16 protein-coding genes are annotated in these 20,621 nt (G+C 61.9%); 10 read left to right on the top strand and 6 right to left on the bottom strand.

What is annotated here, in order from left to right:
• Positions 1-97: 97 nt before the first annotated feature.
• The 3 genes from cytX to FQ755_RS17855 all read left to right on the top strand — a co-directional run bounded on the left by cytX (position 98) and on the right by FQ755_RS17855 (position 2,538).
• Positions 98-1,414 (top strand): putative hydroxymethylpyrimidine transporter CytX, encoded by a 1,317-nt coding sequence (cytX, locus tag FQ755_RS17865; RefSeq protein WP_144156170.1) that lies wholly within the window; start codon positions 98-100, stop codon positions 1,412-1,414.
• Between the two features lie 302 nt (positions 1,415-1,716).
• Positions 1,717-2,010 (top strand): hypothetical protein, encoded by a 294-nt coding sequence (locus FQ755_RS38195; protein ID WP_144156169.1) that lies wholly within the window; start codon positions 1,717-1,719, stop codon positions 2,008-2,010.
• Positions 2,011-2,013: 3 nt separating this feature from the next.
• Positions 2,014-2,538, top strand: a complete 525-nt coding sequence (locus FQ755_RS17855) for a helix-turn-helix transcriptional regulator (protein ID WP_144156168.1) — start codon at positions 2,014-2,016, stop codon at positions 2,536-2,538.
• Positions 2,539-2,720: 182 nt separating this feature from the next.
• Here the strand turns inward: FQ755_RS17855 and lolA are convergent, their stop codons facing one another.
• Complete coding sequence (lolA, locus tag FQ755_RS17850; protein WP_144156167.1) at positions 2,721-3,440, bottom strand: outer membrane lipoprotein chaperone LolA; 720 nt, start codon at positions 3,438-3,440, stop codon at positions 2,721-2,723.
• A gap of 106 nt (positions 3,441-3,546) precedes the next feature.
• Positions 3,547-5,862: a DNA translocase FtsK gene (locus FQ755_RS17845; protein WP_144156166.1), complete on the bottom strand. Its 2,316-nt coding sequence runs from the start codon at positions 5,860-5,862 to the stop codon at positions 3,547-3,549.
• Positions 5,863-6,197: 335 nt separating this feature from the next.
• Between FQ755_RS17845 and trxB the strand changes: the two genes are divergently transcribed.
• From trxB to FQ755_RS17815, 6 genes are all read left to right on the top strand, one after another.
• On the top strand, positions 6,198-7,199 hold the full coding sequence (trxB, locus tag FQ755_RS17840) for a thioredoxin-disulfide reductase (protein WP_144156165.1): 1,002 nt from the start codon (positions 6,198-6,200) through the stop codon (positions 7,197-7,199).
• 259 nt (positions 7,200-7,458) lie between these two features.
• The gene (locus tag FQ755_RS17835; RefSeq protein WP_144156164.1) at positions 7,459-8,217 is read left to right on the top strand and encodes a Smr/MutS family protein; all 759 of its coding nucleotides are present in this window, start codon (positions 7,459-7,461) and stop codon (positions 8,215-8,217) included.
• 13 nt (positions 8,218-8,230) lie between these two features.
• Positions 8,231-8,851, top strand: coding sequence for a trimeric intracellular cation channel family protein (locus FQ755_RS17830; RefSeq protein ID WP_144156163.1), 621 nt, complete (start codon positions 8,231-8,233; stop codon positions 8,849-8,851).
• A 236-nt stretch (positions 8,852-9,087) separates the two neighbouring features.
• Positions 9,088-10,371: an MFS transporter gene (locus FQ755_RS17825; protein WP_144156162.1), complete on the top strand. Its 1,284-nt coding sequence runs from the start codon at positions 9,088-9,090 to the stop codon at positions 10,369-10,371.
• A 29-nt stretch (positions 10,372-10,400) separates the two neighbouring features.
• Complete coding sequence (locus FQ755_RS17820; RefSeq protein ID WP_144156161.1) at positions 10,401-12,812, top strand: TIM-barrel domain-containing protein; 2,412 nt, start codon at positions 10,401-10,403, stop codon at positions 12,810-12,812.
• A 122-nt stretch (positions 12,813-12,934) separates the two neighbouring features.
• Positions 12,935-14,113 carry a porin gene (locus tag FQ755_RS17815; RefSeq protein ID WP_409937523.1) on the top strand — a complete coding sequence of 393 codons (1,179 nt, stop codon included), beginning with the start codon at positions 12,935-12,937 and terminating at the stop codon, positions 14,111-14,113.
• 75 nt (positions 14,114-14,188) lie between these two features.
• Here the strand turns inward: FQ755_RS17815 and FQ755_RS17810 are convergent, their stop codons facing one another.
• The 4 genes from FQ755_RS17810 to FQ755_RS17795 all read right to left on the bottom strand — a co-directional run bounded on the left by FQ755_RS17810 (position 14,189) and on the right by FQ755_RS17795 (position 18,614).
• On the bottom strand, positions 14,189-15,307 hold the full coding sequence (locus tag FQ755_RS17810) for an ABC transporter ATP-binding protein (RefSeq protein ID WP_144156159.1): 1,119 nt from the start codon (positions 15,305-15,307) through the stop codon (positions 14,189-14,191).
• A 116-nt stretch (positions 15,308-15,423) separates the two neighbouring features.
• On the bottom strand, positions 15,424-16,281 hold the full coding sequence (locus FQ755_RS17805) for a carbohydrate ABC transporter permease (protein ID WP_143787468.1): 858 nt from the start codon (positions 16,279-16,281) through the stop codon (positions 15,424-15,426).
• Positions 16,271-17,209, bottom strand: coding sequence for a carbohydrate ABC transporter permease (locus tag FQ755_RS17800; protein WP_144156158.1), 939 nt, complete (start codon positions 17,207-17,209; stop codon positions 16,271-16,273). The genes FQ755_RS17805 and FQ755_RS17800 overlap by 11 nt, the downstream gene beginning before the upstream one ends.
• A 157-nt stretch (positions 17,210-17,366) precedes the next feature.
• Positions 17,367-18,614, bottom strand: a complete 1,248-nt coding sequence (locus FQ755_RS17795; protein WP_144156157.1) for an ABC transporter substrate-binding protein — start codon at positions 18,612-18,614, stop codon at positions 17,367-17,369.
• 506 nt (positions 18,615-19,120) lie between these two features.
• Between FQ755_RS17795 and zwf the strand changes: the two genes are divergently transcribed.
• Entirely contained in the window at positions 19,121-20,581 is a 1,461-nt protein-coding gene (gene zwf / locus FQ755_RS17790) for a glucose-6-phosphate dehydrogenase (RefSeq protein ID WP_144156156.1), read from the top strand.
• Positions 20,582-20,621 lie beyond the last annotated feature (40 nt).

The following is a 20,621-nucleotide window of genomic DNA, read 5'->3' as shown; positions in this document are numbered from 1 at the left end:
GCCGGCGCGCAGTCTGCGGCCCGGTCCTGCATTATGACAGTGACCACGCCGCGGCGAGCCCGGAGCGCGTGAAGACGACTAACAGGGACAACACCAGATGGCACAAGATCCACTCGCCGGCAACGCCGGTTCCACCTACGCACCGCTCACGCCGGTGCCCGACGCGCGGCGCGCGTTCCGCACCGGCGACGCCTTCGCGCTGTGGTTCTCGCTCGGCATTGGCCTGCTGGTCGCCCAGGCGGGCGCCTTGCTGGTGCCGGGGCTGTCGCTGCCGCATGCGCTGGCGGCGATTGGCATCGGCAGCGTGATCGGCGTCGTGCTGCTGGCGCTGGCTGGGGTAATCGGCACGGATACGGGGCTCGCGGCGATGTCGTCGTTGCGGCCCACGCTCGGGGTGCGCGGCGCTTCGGTGCCCGCGGTCCTCAACGCCGTGCAACTGGTCGGCTGGGGCTCGTTCGAAGTGATCGTGATGCGCGATTCCGCCGACGCGCTCGCCAGGCAGGCCTTCGGCCTGTCGATTCCGCTCATCTGGACCCTCGTCTTCGGCCTGCTGGCGACACTGCTCGCAATCAGCGGCCCGCTCTCGTTCGTGCGCCGCTTTCTGCGGACCTGGGGCATCTGGCTGCTGCTGGCCGGCGCGGCGTGGCTGACGTGGAATCTATTGGCACGGCACGAGCTGGCTGCACTCATGCGCCGTCCAGGCACCGGCGACATGTCGTTCGGCGGCGCGATCGATCTGGTGGTCGCCATGCCGTTATCGTGGTTGCCGCTGATCGCGGATTACACGCGCTTCGGCCGCCGCGCCGGCGAGTCGTTCCGCGGCACGCTGCTGGGCTATGGCATCGCCAACATCTGGTTCTATGCGCTCGGCGCGATCTACGGGCTGGCCGCGGGCGGCGGCGATGCACTCCTGACCGGCGCGCTCGCGCAGGCGGGCGGCGGCTTCGCGCTGCTGCTGATCCTGATCGATGAAGTCGACAACGCCTTCGCCGACATCCATTCCGCCGCGGTCTCGACCGGCACGTTCTGGACGCGAGCCACGGTGCCAATGCTGTCGGCGGCGTTCGGCGCGCTATGCACGGCGATCGCCCTGCTCGTGCCGATGGCGAAGTATCAGAACTTCCTGCTGCTGATCGGCTCGGTGTTCGCGCCGCTGTTCGGCGTGGTGCTGGTGGATCACTTCATCCTGCGCAAGCGCCGCATCGACGCCGCAGCCCTCGCCGATCTGCAAGGCCGCTACGGCTTCACCGGCGGCTGGCATCTGAGCGCCTTTATCTCGTGGGCGGTTGGAATCGTCGCATATCAGGTGATCAACCAATGGTTGCCGAACCTGGGCGCGACGCTGCCGGCGCTGGCGATCGGCGCCGTCTGCTATTTCGTCCTGGTGTCGGCGCGCAAGACCGCCTACGCGTAACCCGACACTCGCCTCGACGGCCCGTGCAACGCGGGCCGTCTCCGACTGCATTTCCGGGCGCGCGCTCGCCTTTCCGCATGGCATGCGTCCTCCATCATTCCGTTCGTCCTATGGCTTCCGGCCAGGGTGCGTAAAGCCTCCCCGCATGATGTAGTTGCTGTCTGGCATGCACGCTTGCGAGACAGATTCACTCACTTTCCCTCACTTCCGAAACCGAATCGCTGCTGCATTTCGTGCGTGTCCTCAGAGAAACAGGTTGTCACTTGACAACTTTGATCCACGAACTTAAGATGAGGCCATTGATGAGTCGAGGGACGCATTCAAAGAAGGAAGTAGAAGACGCACTGGCCTATGCCGAAGCACTCGGCTGGCGCGTCAAAAGCGGCGGCAAAGGGCACGCGTGGGGAAAAATGTACTGTCCGTACAACGACTCGGAATGTCGGTGCGGAGAGTTCTGCATCACCAGTGTCTGGAGCACGCCCAAGAACGCTGGGAATCACGCTCGGCTGCTCAGAAGAGTGATCGACAATTGCACGACACATCGGCACAAGCACGCGCCGCAAGGCACTCGCAATCAGGCCGAAACGCAGGAGTAACACATGGAATACGAATTCACGCTGAAATACCAGCTCGCAGCAGACGACTGCGACCTCGACGAGATCGTGGAGCGCCTCGCTGAAGCCGGGTGCGACGACGCGACCGTCGGCATCGGGCAGCCGGGGCGCATCGCGCTCGTCTTCGTCCGCGAAGACTCCAGCGCATTTGGCGCGTTGATGAGTGCACTCGAAGAGGTGAAAAGCGCGGTGCCGTCCGCGCGCCTGGTCGAGGCAGCGCCAGACTTCGTGGGCCTCACCGACGTGGCCGACGTCGCGGGTGTGTCGCGCCAGAACATGCGCAAGCTAATGCTGAGCCACGCCGCCGACTTCCCCATTCCGGTCCACGAAGGCAATCCGTCTGTGTGGCATCTGTGGGACGTTCTCGCATGGTTGAACACGCGCGGCGGCTACGACATCAAGACGCACGTGCTCGAAGTGGCGAAATCGGCCAAGCAGGTCAACCTCGCGAAAGAGGCGCGTGAACTGGAGCCGCAGGTCAGTAGCCAGCTCGAAGACCTCATTGCGTAGGCCTCCCTTTGCTCCTTCAGCCCTTCAGTCCTCCGTCTCAGCGTTCGGCGTCCCGCCGCGCGGTATTCACGCCAGGCAGAACGCCGTAGCCGTAGCCGTAGCCGTAGCCGTAGCCGTAGCCGTAGCCGTAGCCGTAGCCGTAGCCGTAGCCGGCAAGAAAGAAGCGGCCGCTATGCGCTCGCTCAGCCGTTAATCACGTCCGCGCCCTTCGGCAGCGTGAACTTGAATGCATCGGCCGGCAGCGACGGGTTCTTCTGAATGTTCGAGAACGTCAGCAAAGTCACGTTGCCGAACACATCGTGCAACTCCATGGCTTGCAGATTACCGTCCTTAAAGCCGATCCCCACGCTTTGGAACTGCGTGTCTTTCGCCTTCGGAATCAGCTCAAGCCAGTCGATGCCGCCCTTCACACCCGCGTCGTGGAGCGTGAAGTTTTTGTCCAGATCGTTGCTGCCGAACAGGATCGCCGCCGGGCTCGCGCCCAACGCGCCGCCGAGCGCGCGCACCGTCACCTGGTTCAGGTCCTTGTCGAACACATAGAGCTTGTCGCCGTCGGCCTGCAGCACCTGTTCATACGGCTTCTGGTACGACCAGATGAACTTGCCCGGACGCGCAAAGACAAACGTCCCGCTCGACGTGGTGTTTTTCGGCATGACCTGGGCGGCGTCGCTGGCGGCTTGCGCCGCCTTGCTCGGCGCCCGCACTTCCTGCTGCACGAAGTCGCCGCGCGCCGAATGCACCTGGGCGACGAACGCCTTGAGCTGTTCAGTGCCGCTGGCAAACGCCTGTTGCGCGACCAGCAACGACGCGCCGATCGCGACGCTGCCCATCCCGTGCGCCAGCATTCGAATCAGATGACCGAAGCGGCCAGAATGGGCACTGTGCCCGGCGTATTGCTGCATATCATTCTCCGTGGATTGAATCGGACTCGGGACAGGGGCGACGGACGCCGGTCGGCGTCCGTCGCCTGTCAGCGCGAGTAGCAAAGGGACGTGCAGCGCAGACCGCCTAATCGGTTTCGCGCGCCGGCGCGAGAATCTCGCGATTGCCGTTCGACGACATCGCCGACACGAGCCCAGACTGCTCCATTTGCTCGAGCAGACGCGCGGCGCGGTTGTAGCCGATGCGCAAATGCCGCTGCACCAGTGAAATCGACGCACGGCGGTTCTTGATGACGACTTCCACCGCCTGATCGTATAGAGGGTCCGACTCGCCGCCGCCCGCTCCGGTTCCCTCAGCGCCAGCAGAACCTTCGTCGCCGTCGCCGGTGACGCCGCCTTCGAGGATGCCCTCGATGTAATTCGGTTCGCCCTGCTCCCTGAGTTTCTCGACGACGCGATGCACTTCCTCGTCCGACACGAACGCGCCATGCACCCGCACCGGCAAGCCGCTGCCAGGCGGCAAATAGAGCATGTCGCCCATGCCGAGCAGCGATTCCGCGCCCTGCTGGTCGAGAATCGTGCGTGAGTCGATCTTCGAGGACACCTGGAAAGCCATCCGCGTGGGCACGTTGGCCTTGATCAGGCCGGTGATGACATCGACCGACGGCCGCTGCGTGGCGAGAATCAGGTGAATGCCCGCCGCCCGCGCCTTTTGCGCGATCCGCGCAATCAGTTCTTCGACCTTCTTGCCGACCACCATCATCAGGTCGGCCAGTTCGTCGATCACGATTACGATGTTCGGCAGACGCGATAGCGGCTCCGGTTCCTCCGGCGTCAGGCTGAACGGGTTCGGCAGCTTTTCTTCGCGCTTGGCGGCTTCGTCGATCTTGTTGTTGTAGCCGGCGAGATTACGCACGCCAAGCTTGCTCATCAGTTTGTAGCGGCGCTCCATTTCGGCGACCGCCCAGTTCAGCGCGTGGCCGGCCTGGCGCATATCGGTGACGACCGGACACAGCAGATGCGGGATGCCCTCGTAGACGCTCATTTCGAGCATCTTCGGGTCGATCAGGATCATGCGGACCTGTTCGGCGCTCGCCTTGTAGAGCAGCGACAGGATCATCGCGTTGATGCCCACGGATTTGCCCGAGCCGGTCGTGCCGGCCACCAGCAGGTGCGGCATCTTGGCGAGATCGGCGCACACCGGTTTGCCGCCGATGTCCTTGCCGAGGCCCATGGTGAGCGGCGAGGCGGCGTCGGCATAGACGGCCGAGCCGAGAATCTCGGAGAGGCTGACGGTCTGGCGGCGCTGGTTCGGCAACTCCAGCGCCATGAAATTCTTGCCCGGAATGGTTTCCACGACGCGAATCGACACCAGCGACAACGAACGCGCCAGATCCTTGGCCAGCCCGACAATCTGGCTACCCTTCACGCCAGTGGCCGGCTCGATTTCGTAGCGCGTCACGACCGGACCCGGATAAGCCGCGACCACGCTCACTTCGACGCCGAAATCCTTCAGCTTCTTCTCGATCAGCCGCGAGGTAAATTCGAGCGTGTCGGGCGAAATGGTCTCTTGCGCGGCGGGCGCGGCGTCGAGCAGCGAGATGGGCGGCAAGGTGGAATCGCCCGGCAGATCCGTGAAAAGCGGCACCTGGCGTTCTTTCTCGACGCGCTCGGACTTGGCCGGCGTGACCACCGGCGGCACGATCATGACCGGTTCGTGCTCTTCGATACGCACGCGGCCCTGCTCCACCTTGCCTTCACGCTTGACGGCGGCGGCCTCGCCGAGTTTGCGGTCGCGGCCGGCTTCGCGGCGCAGACGGGCAAAGGTAACGGCGGAAATGATCGATTCGCCGACCCGTTCAGCCACGGAAAGCCAGGAAAAGCGGAAATACAGCGACAACCCGATAGCCAATGCCACCAGCAGCGCCAGCGTGCCGCCCGTGAAGCCGAGCGCGTGCGAAACGCCGCGCGCCACCGCCTCGCCGATCACGCCACCCGGGGCGCGCGGCAACTGAACCTTGAGCGACCACATGCGCAGCGCCTCGATACCGTCGCTGGCCAGCAACACGAGCACGAAAGCGAAAATCTCGGCGAGCCAGGTTACGTCACGCGGCTTGTCCTCGGGCTCCGTCTCGTGGCGGGTGATGCGGCGGTAATTGGCCGAGATGCTGCGGCCGAGCAGCACCACCCACCAGTAGGCGGACAGGCCGAATAGCAGCAGCAGGATGTCGGAGGTCCAGGCGCCGACCCGGCCGGCCCAGTTGGCAATGCGGTCCACCTGGGCGGCGTGGGTCCAGCTCGGGTCGTGCCGACTGTAGCTGACGAGCGCCATCAGCAGAAAGACGCCGAGCGCGACCTGCAGGATCCAGCGGATTTCGGTGAAGAGGCGCGACATGCGGTGCGGCAATGCCTGCGCGCTCGCGGAATAAGGAGCTTTTGCCATTGATCCTGTTGCGGGTGTGGCCAATCAGCGGCCCAATTCGCGGCCCCAGACGGTGCTGGGCGCCCGGTCGCGGCCGCCGGGTCGATCGATCCGGGCTATTGTAAACGTAGTGTCGCGCGCAAGGCTGTAAATGACGGTAACTGGGTCCGGCCGGCGTGGTTTTCGGGCCAAACTGCTGCCGCAGGCTATCGCGGCGATGAGGAAGCTTCATGAAGCAGGCCTGCCGGCCGGCCTTTATAATGGCGGACTAATACCCATCTACAGCCCAGTGCAAGAACAGCTGTAGCCGCACGGCCTCGCATGGGCGAGCCGGGCGCTTTTTACGGATTCCGATCATGCCCGCATCCACCACGAAACACGCCAAAGTCCTCATTCTCGGTTCAGGTCCCGCAGGCTACACGGCCGCCGTCTACGCGGCGCGCGCCAACCTGAATCCGGTGCTTGTCACGGGTCTCGCCCAGGGCGGCCAGCTGATGACCACGACGGACGTCGAAAACTGGCCGGCCGATGCGAACGGCGTGCAAGGCCCGGAACTGATGGCGCGTTTCCAGGAGCACGCTGAGCGCTTCAACACCGAAATCATTTTCGACCACATCCATACGGCCAAGCTCAACGAGAAGCCCATCCGCCTGATTGGCGATTCGGGCGAGTACACCTGCGACTCGCTGATCATCGCAACTGGCGCGTCGGCGCAGTACCTCGGCCTGCCGTCGGAAGAGGCGTTCATGGGCAAGGGCGTGTCGGCCTGCGCAACCTGCGACGGTTTCTTCTACAAGCAGCAACATGTGGCGGTGATCGGTGGCGGCAACACCGCAGTCGAAGAAGCCCTCTACCTCTCCGGTATCGCCAGGAAGGTGACGGTGATCCATCGCCGCGACAAGTTCCGCGCCGAGCCGATCCTGATCGACCGCCTGCTGGCCAAGCAGAAGGAAGGCATCGTCGACATCAAGTGGAACCACGTGCTCGACGAAGTGACCGGCGACCAGTCCGGCGTGACAGGTCTGCGCATCAAGGATACGAAGAGCGGCGAAACGACGGACCTCGCGCTGCAAGGCCTGTTCGTGGCGATCGGCCACAAGCCGAACACGGATATCTTCGAAGGCCAACTGGAGATGAAGAACGGCTACATCATCACCAATGGCGGCCTGACGGGCAACGCAACCGGCACGAGCATCCCGGGTGTGTTCGCCGCGGGCGACGTGCAGGATCACGTGTACCGTCAAGCCATTACCAGCGCCGGCACGGGTTGTATGGCTGCGCTGGATGCCCAGCGCTACCTCGAAACCATTGATGAAATGGCCGGCGAGCACGCGATGAGCGCCGAAGCCGAGCGTTAAGCAGGCAACCGGAGCGAGCCGGCCACCAAGGCGGCCTGGTGAAGCGGGACAGGTAAAATGGCGCTCGGGCCTGAGGCCCGAGCCTGCCGGTTACCGCACGCAGCATCTGAAGGGCCGCGGCTGGCAAGCCGGCGGCCCTTTTGCTTTGCGCGCCAACCGTCACTGCCGGCTGCTCGCCGGTTTTGGCCTGCCGTCAATGCATTGCAAGGCCGACGATGGCCTCATGCCACCGCGTTCTACTTTCCAACGTGTCACCGCTATGGCAAAGAACCTGCCTCATCCGAGCGAACCCAAACGCCCCCGTGCAGCGGCTGCGAAGCCGCCGCCGGCGCCGGCCACGCCATCCAAACCGCTGATCGAACCGGCGGCCGGCCTTGCCGGCCTAGGCGCCTTGCGTGCCGCGCTGAAGGGCGACGCCGAACGTCGCGAGCGCGAACGCGCCGTGGCGGCGCAGGCTCAGCGCGAGGCATCGGCGGATGCGGATCTGTTCCGGCGTGAGATTGGCGCGGTGGCGCCACTCGCGGCGCCGCCAAGGATGCCGCCGGCGCGCACGCCGCCCTCGCCGGTCCCCGTGCAGACCCGGCTCGATGAAGAAGCCGTATTGCATGAAGCGATTTCGGACGAGTTCGACCCGGAGGTCTTGCTCGAAACCGACGAGACGCTTTCGTATTGCCGGCCTGGCATAAGTCAGGAGGTGGTGCGCAAGTTACGGCGCGGCGCGTGGATCGTGCAGGCTCAACTGGATCTGCACGGCATGCGGCGCGAAGAAGCGCGCGAGGCGCTCGCCGAATTTATCCGCGAGTCGGTCAAGCGCGGCTATCGTTGCCTGCGCGTGATTCACGGCAAAGGGCTGGGGTCGGTCGGCAAGGAGCCCGTGCTGAAGGGCAAGGTTCGCGCGTGGCTCGTGCAGAAAGCAGAGGTCATTGCGTTCTGCCAGGCGAGAGCCCACGACGGCGGCGCGGGCGCCGTGCTCGTGTTGCTGCAGCCGGGCGCGCAAGTCGTTCATCCCAAATCGTGACGGAGCCTGGTTGATGCATCCGCGACTCACCCTTGCGCTGACCATCATGGAAGGGCTGGCGATTTTCGCCTACGCGATCTCCGGTTTTATCGAGGCGAGGACGCGACGGCTCGACGCAGTCGGGACCTTCCTCGTGGCAATGGCGACTGCTTTCGGTGGCGGCACCTTGCGTGATGTGCTGCTGGAGAGGCGGCCGTTTTATTGGGTCGAGCATCAGGGTTATGTGATCGTCATCTTTACGATGTCGCTGTTCGCGCCGACGCTGTTGAAGATGACGTCGAAGCTATTGTCGGAGCGGGTTTTGCTGGTCGCGGATGCGGTGGGGCTGGGGCTCTTCAGCATCTCCGGGACCTCGATGGCGCTCGATGCGCAGATGCTGCGGTTTACGTCGGTGATGATCGGGGTTCTGGCCGGCGTGTTCGGCGGCGTGATCCGCGACGTCCTGTGTAATGAGGTCCCGCTGATTCTGAAGGACTCGCGGCCGTATGCCACCTGCGCGTTCGTTGGGTGCTGGCTGTATCTGCTGCTCGATTACTTCAGCTTCGATAGCGTCTATAGCGTGCTGATTGCTACCGGGTTCATTCTTCTGGCGAGACTGGCCACGTTTAAGTTCGATGTGCGCCTGCCACATTGACGTTCGTTAGCCCCCAAGTTGTACGATGACAAGAAATTTTCCTCTTTTCACGTACCACCATCCCGCCCATTCTCATCCGGCTCCAATCCTTATTTCATAAGGATTATCTCGAAAATATCGCGGGTAAACTCGGAGGCAATTCTGTTTGCTTTTATCTCTTCCGAGTCATAGGATGACTGCCTATAAATTTGCTGCCGGCCCTGAGCGCAGCAAATAGGCGCCATCCGGAGGAGACATTGAAAGCAATCAAAGGACTGCGCTGGTGGATCATCGCGCTCGTGTGCCTTGGAACCATCATCAACTACATTTCGCGCAATTCGCTCGGGGTATTGGCTCCCGAGTTGAAGACTCAATTGCACATGAGCACTCAGCAGTACTCCTATGTAGTCGGTGCGTTCCAGATTGGCTACACGCTCATGCAGCCGGTATGCGGCCTGATCATCGACCTGATCGGGTTGCGCATCGGCTTCGCCCTGTTCGCCGTGCTGTGGTCTGTGGTCGGATGTCTGCATGGCGGCATCGGTAGCTGGTTTTCGCTTGCCGGACTGCGCGGGCTGATGGGACTGACCGAAGCAGCCGCGATTCCCGCGGGCATGAAGGCCGTCGCCGAATGGTTTCCGGATAAGGAAAAGTCCGTGGCGGTGGGTTACTTCAATGCGGGCACCTCGCTCGGTGCGCTGGCGGCGCCGCCTCTGGTAATCCTCGTGTCGCTGCACTACGGCTGGCGAACGGCGTTCGTGGCGACGAGCGCGCTTGGCTTCTTCTGGGCAGTCCTGTGGTATGCCTTTTATCGTTCGCCCCGGAAGCACAAGAATCTGTCCTCCGCCGAGCGCAAAAAGATCGTTTCCGGGCAATGTCTCTCAGCCACTGCGGCGCGTCCGCGGCGCTCCTTGCGCGAGTTGCTCGGAACCCGCACGTTCTGGGCGATCGCGCTGCCGCGGTTCTTCGCCGAACCGGCCTGGCAGACCTTCAGCTTCTGGATTCCGCTGTACCTGTCCACCGCGCGCCACATGGACCTCAAACAGATCGCCATCTATGCGTGGCTGCCCTTTCTCGCCGCTGATCTGGGCGGCGTGCTCGGCGGCTATCTGTCGCCATTCCTGACCAGGCACTTTCGCGTGCCGCTCATCTGGTCACGCGTCTGCGGCGTCGTGCTCGGCGCCTTCATGATGATCGCGCCGGCCTGCATCGGCCTCGTCGCCTCTCCGTATATGGCAATCGTGCTGTTCTGCGTCGGCGGGTTTGCGCATCAGATGATTTCTGGCCTCGTCAACACATTGAGCGCCGACTTTTTCGATTCGAGCGACGTCGGCACCGTGGCCGGGTTTGCAGGAATGGCAGCGTGGATTGGCGGCCTGGGTTTCTCTTTGCTGGTCGGCGCCCTCGCCGATATCGTCGGCTACGGACCACTCTTTGCGCTGCTCGGATGTTTCGATCTGGTCGGCGCGGCCTTGCTGGTCCTGCTGGTGCGAGGCCACCTGAAACTCGCCCATGCGACTTTAGCCACCAAATTAGCGTAAGCAGCCCGTTCGAATAAAAGGAAAGCGGTATGTCCCTGTTGCATAGCCCCCGCTTCGCGCTGGTCGCGAATGCGGACAATCATCTGCGTCTCACCAGCGGTTCCGGCGCGACGCTTGAGCTCTTCGTATTGGAAGACGACGTCGTGCGCGTGCTCGTTCTTCCGAACGGACAGTTACAAACGCCGCGCACATGGTCGATCGCCCCCGGCGAGGCCGATGTACCGCTCGAAGGCCGCGAGCGGCGCGACCTGAGCGGCTACTCGAAGCCGGAATTCGATCTAAAGATTAATGATGTAGTCCTAACTATTGAAACCCGAAAGATCCGTCTTGAAGTGACGCTCCTCGGCGGCATGCTTTCGCGGTTCGTCAAAACACAAGGCGAGTGGCGAGCCGTCCTCGCGGATCGCGCCACGCAGGCGTACAACTTCGGTTACTGGGACCCGCGCGTCTATCACTACGTGCGACGCGACGCTGGAGAAATGTACTTCGGTCTCGGCGAGCGTGCGGGCGCCCTGAACCGCGCGCATCAGCGCTATGAAATGCGCAATATCGACGCGATGGGTTACAACGCCATCCAAACCGATCCGCTTTACAAGCACATTCCGTTTTACATCACCTGGCAGAAAGAGACGACGACCGGCTATGGCCTGTTCTACGACACCGTGTCCGATTGCAGTTTCGACATGGGGCGCGAGCTGGACAACTATCACGGTCCCTACCGTTACTTCGTCGCGCAACACGGCGATCTCGACTATTACTTCATCGCTTCGCCCGATTCGCCGCTCGACGCGGTGAGGCGCTTCACATGGTTGACAGGCCGCCCGGCGTGGATGCCAAAGTGGGGCTTAGGGTACTCGGGGTCGACGATGAGCTATACCGACGCGCCGGACGCCCATCGCCGCATGGGCGAATTCATCCACCGATGCCGCGAGCACGACATTCTGTGCGATTCGTTTCACCTGTCTTCAGGTTATACGTCGATCGGCCCAAAACGCTATGTGTTCAACTGGAACAAGGACAAATTCCCCGACGTCCACGGCTTCGTCCAAAACTATCTCGACAACGGCGTCAGGCTTTGCGCCAACATCAAGCCGTGTTTGCTGCGCGATCACCCGGAGTTCGAGAGCGTGTCCAACGCGGGGTTATTGATTCGCGCAAGTAACGGCGAGCCGGCGTGGGTGCAGTTCTGGGACGAAGTGGGCGCGTATCTGGACTTCACCAACCCCGCGACCACGGCGTGGTGGAAAGACAAGGTCAAGCAGACATTGCTCAGGTACGGCATCGCGGCGACCTGGAATGACAACAACGAATTCGAAATCTGGACGCCCGACGCGGTTGCGCATGGTTTTGGCAACACGTTCCCCGCCCATGAAGCCAAAGTTTTGCAGACCATGCTGATGATCCGCGCGTCGCGCGATGCGCAGCGCGAGCACGCGCCGGAACAGCGGCCGTTTCTGGTGTCGCGTTCGGGCGGCGCCGGCATGCAGCGGTACGTCCAGACCTGGTCGGGTGACAACTACACCTCGTGGGACACGCTGCGTTACAACCTGAAGATGGGGCTCGGGCTGGCATTGTCAGGGGTGTCGAATATCGGCCATGACATCGGCGGATTCTCAGGACCCGCGCCTTCGGCTGAGATGCTAGCCCGCTGGGTACAGTTCGGCGTTTTCATGCCGCGCTTTAGCATCCATTCATGGAATGACGACGGCACGGTCAACGAACCGTGGATGCATCCCGAGGTCACGCGGGATATATCCGACCTGATCAAGCTGCGCTATCGCCTGATGCCGTATTTGTACGATCTGCTTTGGCTGTCGAGCAGTCGATACGAGCCCGTCCTGCGGCCCACTTTCGCCGATTTCCCGCAAGACGCGAACTGCTACCAGGAAAACGACGACATGATGCTCGGCTCCGCATTGCTGGTCGCGCCAGTTGTGGAAGCCGGGCAGACCGAGCGCGCCGTTTATCTACCCGCCGGCTCGCGCTGGACAAGCTATTGGAGCGGCGAAAGTTTCGATGGCGGTCAAACCGTTCGACTGCCGGCGCCGCTGGATCAGCCCTTCATGCTGATTCGCGAAGGACACGCAATCCCTCTCAATCTGGCCGTCCAGACTTTCGACCAGCGCGCGGACCAGCGCGGCTTTATGATCGCGCCGGTTCACGGCAATGGCTCGGCACAGGGTCGCTGCGTGGAAGACGACGGCGTATCCGAAGCATGGCGCAACGGCGAGCATGGGCATTGGCATGTCGCGGCTCATAGCACGGCGGAAACCATCACGCTCTCAGTGGAATTCGAAGGCGATGTGAGGTGGCGCGCAGCGTCGATCGACCTGTTGCTGCCGTCGGCCGAAACGCGAAACGTTACGGCCGCTCAAGGACGCATCTCAAACGTCCAGCCGGAAGGGGCGTGGCAACGTGTCACGCTCGATCTGGATGCGTGACGCCGCCGGGCGGAATCCGCCGAATCCGCCCGGCTAGCGCGTGAGTACCTGGGCAGCTCAAAGGGAAACAAACCGCTTTATCAAATAATTAGCATTACTTAGCAGGAGGCAACAAGATGTGGATGAAACGAGTCAAGGCCAGCCGGGCAATCGTCTCCGGTATTTTTATCGCGGTAGCAGCGTCGGCTTCGGCTCCGATGACAGCCCACGCTCAAAGCGCGGTGACCTTGTATGGAGATGTGGATAACGCGATCAACTACACCAGCAATCAAAAGGGCAAGCACAACTTCTATCTGAGCCAGGGCGAACTGAACGCGAGCAAATTTGGCTTGCTCGGCTCGGAGGATCTCGGCGGTGGCCTGAAAACCATCTTCCGGCTGGAATCAGGCTTTAACTCGCTGACGGGCGCCCAAAGTTCGGCCGGCGTGGAATTCAACCGCCAGGCGTATGTCGGTTTGAGCGATCAGCAATTCGGCACGTTGACGATTGGTCGTCAGTACACGCCTTACTTCAATTTTGTCGGCGCCCTGGGTCCGACCGGTTACCTGACGGGTGCCACGGGCGCGCATCCTGGCGATCTCGACGCGCTTGACACGACACTACGATTCAACAATTCGCTGACCTACACGTCACCGGTTCTCAGCGGCTTGCAGGCCAGCGCGCAGTACGGTTTGGGTGGCGTGGCCGGCAACTTCACGCATGGCAACACGCTAAGCGCGGCGCTGACATATGCCGTCGCTAATTTCCGGGCCGCGGTTGGCTACGTTCGGCTCGCCGATCTGGCGACCAGCAATGCACTGGCCACAGTCGCGGACAACTCGCCGGTCAACGTGGCCTACGCCACCGCGCACACCAACCAGATGATTGCGGCTGCGGCTCAGTACAAGTCCGGCAATTTCATGGTGGGCGCGAACTATTCGAACGTGCTGTACCGGCCAGGCGCGGGGTCGACGTTTCGGGACACCGCGGTCTTCAATACGTATGGCGTGATTTCGACGTATCAGGTGACGCCCGCCATCAACGTGGCGGCTGGGTACAGCTACACCCGGGCAAGCGAGTCGAACGGCATCGCGGATTCGGCGCGCTACAACCAGTTCTCGCTTGAGCAGAGTTACTCAATGACGAAGAGAACCGCCATTTACTTCCTTGAGGGTTATCAGCACGCGAGCGGAAAGGCCATTGCGGCTAACGGGACCTCGATTGTCGATGCCGTCGCGGTAGTGGGCGATGGGCAGAATACGACGCCGTCTTCAGGCGGATCGCAGTTCGTGGGCAGCGTGGGGTTGCGGCATTTTTTCTGAGCACAGCAAAAAGCCCCACACGTCTTCCGACGCATGGGGCCTTCTCATCTTCGTCTAACCTGCCGCAACTAACCCTTAAGCAATCCGCTCTTCATTAGCCGGATCAAACAACACCGCCTTCGACACATCGAACAGCAGCGTCATATTAGTCAGCGGCTGCGGATTCGAAGCGGGGTGCACGCGGCTGACCACGCGCTTGCCGTTCAACTGAGCAAACACCAAAGTGTCCGGCCCGGTCGGCTCGATCACATCGACTTTCACTTCGATCGGCTGCAGTTGCGCATCTTCAACGTTGTGTGCGCTGCGTGCGTCAGTGATACGTTCGGGACGCAGACCCAGGATAACTTCCTTGCCCACATGCGCCTTCACCTTCGCCGAGGTGAAAGGCAGATTCAGCACAGATCGCTTGATGCCGGTATCGACCTCGACGCCGACGCCCGAGCCCTGCTCGACCAGCTTGCCCTGAATGAAGTTCATCGGCGGCGCGCCAATAAAGCCGGCCACGAACAGGTTCGAAGGCGAATCATAAATATCCTGCGGCGCGCCGAACTGCTGCACCACGCCATCCTTCATCACCGCAATCCGGTCGCCCAGCGTCATCGCCTCGATCTGATCGTGCGTCACATAAACGATGGTGGTGCCCAGGCGTTGATGCAGCAGCTTGATCTCGGAGCGCATTTCGATGCGCAGCTTCGCATCCAGGTTCGACAACGGCTCGTCGAACAGGAACATCACCGGATCGCGCGCCAGCGCACGCCCCATCGCCACACGCTGCCGCTGGCCACCGGACAATTGCCCCGGCTTGCGGTCCAGAAGATGCTGGATCTGCAGCATGCTCGAAACGCGCTCGACAATCTGCGCCTGCTCCGGCTTCGGCACCTTGCGGATACCGAGGCCGAACGAAATGTTGTCGCGCACCGTCATGGACGGATACAGCGCGTATGACTGGAACACCATCGCGATATCGCGATCCTTCGGCGACAGGTTGTTCACCGTCTTGCCGTCGATCTGAATTTCGCCCTTCGTCACGGTCTCGAGACCGGCGATCATGTTGAGCAGCGTCGACTTACCGCAGCCCGAGCCGCCCACCAGAATCAGGAACTGGCCGTCTTCGATGTCGATGTTGACACCCTTCAGGACCGGCACCCCGTTCGGGTAGGTCTTGTACACGTCACGGATGGAAAGGCTTGCCATGCTGTGAATCCTCTTGTCTCTGGTACAGCTTCAGGTGCATCGCACTCAGGCGGCGCAGACCGGATGCCGGTTCGCACCGCAGCCGCCACGTGGCGCGCTGCGGCAATCGTTTTGGGTTAGCCCTTCACTGCGCCTGCCGTCAGGCCGCGCACGAAATATCGGCCGGCGATGATGTAGACGAGCAACGTAGGCAGCGCCGCGATGATCGCGCCTGCCATGTCGACGTTGTATTCCTTCACACCGGTCGACGTATTCACGAGATTGTTCAGCGCCACCGTGATCGGCATCGAATCGACGCCCGAAAACACGATACCGAACAGGAAGTCATTCCAGATCTGCGTGAATTGCCAGATCAGGCACACCATGAAAATCGGCAGCGAAACCGGCAGCAGAATCTTCGAGAAGATGAGGAAGAAGCCCGCACCGTCGATCCGCGCCGCCTTCACCAGCTCCGCCGGAATGCTGACGTAGAAGTTGCGGAAGAACATCGTGGTGAACGCAATGCCGTACACCACGTGCACCAGCACCAGCCCGCCCACCGTATTCGACAGGCCCATGAAGCCTTCGAAACGCGCCATCGGCAACAGGATGGCCTGGAACGGGATGAAGCAGCCCACCAGCAGCATGGTGAACAGGATGTCCGCGCCACGGAAGCGCCAGTGCGTCAGCACATAGCCGTTAAACGCGCCGATAATCGACGAGATGAGCACGGCCGGAATCACCATGCGCACCGAGTTCATGAAGAACGGCTCCATGCCGTCGCAACGCACACCCGTACACGCCTGGCTCCATGCCTTGATCCACGGCGCGAAAGTGGGGTGCGACGGCGGCGTCAGCAGGTTGCCGGTACGCAGTTGGTCGATGTCCTTGAACGACGTGGACAGCATCACATACAGCGGAAACAGGAAGTACAACGCAAACAAAATCAGCGCCGCATAAATGACGGCACGGCTGATCGTCATCTTAGGCTGCATTACGCGTGCTCCTCGATTCCATATACATCAGCGGCACGAGCACGGCCACGACGGTTGCGAGCATCATCATCGACGACGCAGCGCCGACGCCCAGTTGCCCGCGGTTAAACGAAAACGTGTACATGAACATCGCCGGCAGCGACGATGACGTACCCGGGCCACCCGCCGTCAATGCAACGACGAGGTCGAAGGTCTTGATCGTGATGTGGCAGAGAATCAGCAGCACCGAGAAAAACACCGGACGCATGCTCGGAATCACGATCTTGCGGTAGATGGTGGGCAACGTCGCGCCATCCACCTGTGCCGCCTTGAAAATTTCCGCATCCACGCCACGCAGGCCGGCGAGGAACAGCGCCATGACGAAGCCCGTGGATTGCCAGACGGCCGCGATCACGATACAGAAAATCGCGCGGTCCGGATTGTCGAGCCAGTCGAACTGGAAGTTCGTCCAGCCCCAGTCCTGCAGCACCTTCTGCATGCCGAGATTGGGGTTGAGAATCCATTGCCATGCGGTGCCGGTCACGATGAACGACAGCGCCATCGGATACAGGAACACGGCCCGCAAAGCACCTTCGTTGCGGATGCGCTGATCCAGCAGAATGGCCAGGAACAGCCCGAGCGCCACGCAGATTGCGATGAACGGAATGCCGAACCAGCCGAGATTGGCGGCCGAGGTCCACCAGACATCGTTATCGAACAGCTCGCGATAACGGTCGAAACCGACGAATTCATAGCGCGGCATCAGTCGCGAATTCGACAACGACAGATAGCCGGTAATGGCAATAAAGCCATAAACGAAGACCAGGCTGATCACGATGCTGGGAGAAAGCACCAGCTTCGGAATCCAGCGGTCGGCGAGCGCCGCCATGGGCGACGTGCGGCGGGCCACGGTGGTGGATTTCCCGTTTCCGCTAAGAGAAGCAGTCACTACTCGACTCCTGAAACTGTGCCGCCGGCATCAGCGCGGCAAGCGCGACACTGGACTGGCAAAGGCTGTGACTCTGGGTACACCTTCATGCCTGAAGCTGCCTGAAGCAAACGCCCGGTTGCGCGTGGAGCCGCAACCGGGCGTCATACTACCTTGCTTACTTCGTCTTCGCAGCCTTCGCGAGCGCTTCGACCGCGCTCTTCGAATCCTGGTCCGAGTTCATGAACTTGGTCACGACGTCGGTGATCGCACCAGCCGTTGCATCCGGCTGAGCCATACCGTGTGCCAGCGACGGAACATAACCGCCGGCCTTGATCGCCGTTTGTTCATCCGCGTACGACTGCTTGCCGCATGCGTCGAACTTGTCCATGTTCACGCCGAGGCGAACCGGAATCGAACCCTTGTTCAGGCTGAACTGCTCCTGGAAGTCCGGGCTCATGATCGTCTTGGCCAGTGCGAGCTGACCAGCCGTTGCATCCTTCGCGCCCTTCTGTGCGAAGAACACGAACGAGTCGACGTTGAACGTGTAGCCCTTGGCCGTGCCCGGCACCGGTGCGCAGATATAGTCCGTACCCGGCTGCTTGTTCGCGTTCGCGAACTCGCCCTTCGCCCAGTCGCCCATGAACTGCATGCCGGCCTTGCCGTTGATGACCATGGCCGTGGCCAGGTTCCAGTCACGGCCCGTGCGGCCCGTGTCCATGTACGACTCGATCTTGCGGACCGTGTCGAACACGCCGACCATCTGCTGCGAGGTCAGGGTCTTCTGGTCGAGGTCGACAATCGCCTTCTTGTAGAAGTCGTTGCCTTGCGACAGCACCACGTCTTCCCACAGCGTCAGGTCTTGCCACGGTTGACCGCCGGCAGCGACCGGCTGGATGCCGGCAGCCTTCAGCTTGTCAGCCACGGCGAAGAATTCCGGCCACGTGGTAGGCGGCTTCGCGCCGACCTTGTCGAGTGCCGACTTGTTGATCCAGATCCAGTTCACGCGGTGCACCGAGAACGGCGCCGCCACGTAGTGACCGTCTGCATGCATGATCTTGTCGATCTGCGGCGGCAGGTTCTTCTTCCAGTCGCCGGTAGCGGAGTCGATCGGCACCAGCACGCCCTGCTCCGCCCATTCCTGGATCAGCGGACCCTTGATCTGTGCGGCGCTCGGCGCGTTGCCCGAGATCACCTGCGTCTTCAGTGCCGTCATGGCCGCTGCACCAGCGCCGCCAGCAACCGCGAAGTCCTTCCAGGTGTAACCCTGCTTCTGCATGTCGTCTTTCAACACGCCGACGGCTTTCGATTCGCCGCCCGAGGTCCACCAGTGCAGCACTTCGATCGACTCGGCAGCTTGCGCTGCGGATACACCACACATCAGACCTGCGGCGCACAAAGCGCCCATGATCGCGCGAAATTTCATTGCTTATCTCCTCCAGACACCTGAACAAAAAACGAATGGCCCCTGACTCTCCAGGGTGCTGTGGTTGGTTCAAACAGGCAAAACACTGGGCGATCGAGCTTCGGTCAGGCGCATGCGCGTGCATGTGCCGGCGAGCCGACGTTCGGCCGCGGGAAGCTCAGAAGATGAGTGGTTCGGGATGCAACTTGACTGTCTCCTCTTTTGATTTTTGCCTGCCCGCGTCGCGCGCGGCAGACTCGAGGTTCCTCGCAGGTTAACCCTGACATTCACGCTGCGGTTGCCGCCCCGGAGGCAGCCAACACGTGCAAAAACGCAATGTCCATTAACATGCAGGGGACGCGGGCCGATTCGGGAAAACGCGCATCCTGCCTAAGCACGCACGCTTTTTTCATCGATTTAGCGCTACCTCTTGATTTGGATTGTAGTTAAACTACAATTCAGTGTCAAAAAAAATTTTATCGGACTACGGTCGCCTGGCGCGGCTTCCTGGACATCGACGGAGACACATGTTTACCGATTCAAGTTTCACCTTCGTTCTCTTCGGCGGGACCGGCGATCTGTCCATGCGCAAGATCCTGCCCGCACTGTATGAAGCGCACCGTGCGGGCATGCTGGCGGAAGGCGGCAAGATCGTTGGAGTGACGCGGCATGTCGAAGATCGCGCAGGGTACATCGAATGGGTCAACCAGCATGTCAAGCCATACGTCTCCAAAGGCGGCCTCGATGAAGACGCCTGGGCCGGTTTCCTCGAGCGCATCCAGTATGTGAAGCTCGACCTCGGCAAGGCCGAAGACTTCGCGCTGCTGCGCGACGCCATCGACGGCCTGCCGGGTATCCGCGTGTTTTACCTCGCCACCGGCCCGTCGCTGTTCGTGCCGATCTGCCGCGCGCTTGCCGCGGTCGGGCTGAATACGAATTCGCGCATCGTGCTGGAAAAGCCGCTCGGCTACGACCTGAAGTCGTCCAACGCGATCAACGACGCCGTAGGCGAAATCTTCGCCGAAGAACAGATCTACCGCATCGACCACTACCTCGGCAAAGAGCCGGTGCAGAACCTGCTCGCGCTGCGCTTCGGCAATGCGCTGTTCGAACCGCTGTGGCGCCGCGAGTGGGTGGAGAGCATCCAGATCACGATTGCCGAAGAACTCGGCGTGGAGGCGCGCGGCGACTTCTACGACAACACCGGCGCGCTGCGCGACATGGTGCAGAACCATTTGCTGCAGTTGCTCTCGATCGTGGCGATGGAACCGCCTCATTCGATGGACTCGGATTCCGTGCGCGACGAAAAGCTGCGCGTGCTGCGCGCGCTAAAGCCCATCGATCCGCGCGACATCAGCAAGATCGCCGTGCGCGGCCAGTATCATTCGGGCGTGATCCGCGGCGCCTCGGTGCCGGCGTATGCCGCCGAACCGGGCGTCAAGACCAACACCAATACCGAGACTTTCGTCGCGCTGAAGGTGGAAATCGACAACTGGCGTTGGGCCGGCGTGCCGTTTTTCCTGCGCACCGGCAAGCGTCTCGCGGACCGCGTCGCGGAGATCGTGGTCAACTTCCGCGCGGTGCCGCACTCGGCGCTCGGACCCACCGCCCTGCGCCCCGGCGCCAACCGGCTGGTAATCCGCCTGCAACCGAATGAAACGATTCGCCTGTATTGCCTCGCCAAGCAGCCTGGCGAGGGCATGAACCTTGCAAGCGTCCATCTCGACCTCGCGTTCGACCAGTTCTTCCGCGAAGGGCAGATGGAGGCGTATCAGCGCCTTCTGCTCGACGTGATCAACGGCCGGCTCGCGCTGTTCGTGCGGCGCGACGAGCAGGAAGCGGCGTGGCGCTGGGTCGAGCCGATCCTCAACGAATGGGCGAGCGCGAACCGGCCGCCCAAGCCCTATGCAGCGGGCACGTGGGGACCGGCGGCGTCGAGCGCGATGTTGGCGCAGCACGGCACCTATTGGCTTGAAGAAGAAAACTGACATGCAGCATACGCGGCGTGGCTAGACCAGCCCGTCGCGT

The sequence above is a fragment of the Paraburkholderia sp. BCC1885 genome (genome assembly GCF_900996235.1).
Classification (GTDB): domain Bacteria; phylum Pseudomonadota; class Gammaproteobacteria; order Burkholderiales; family Burkholderiaceae; genus Paraburkholderia.
The sequence above is the reverse complement of the archived record's forward strand: the minus strand, read 5'-3'. Positions and strand labels throughout refer to the sequence as shown.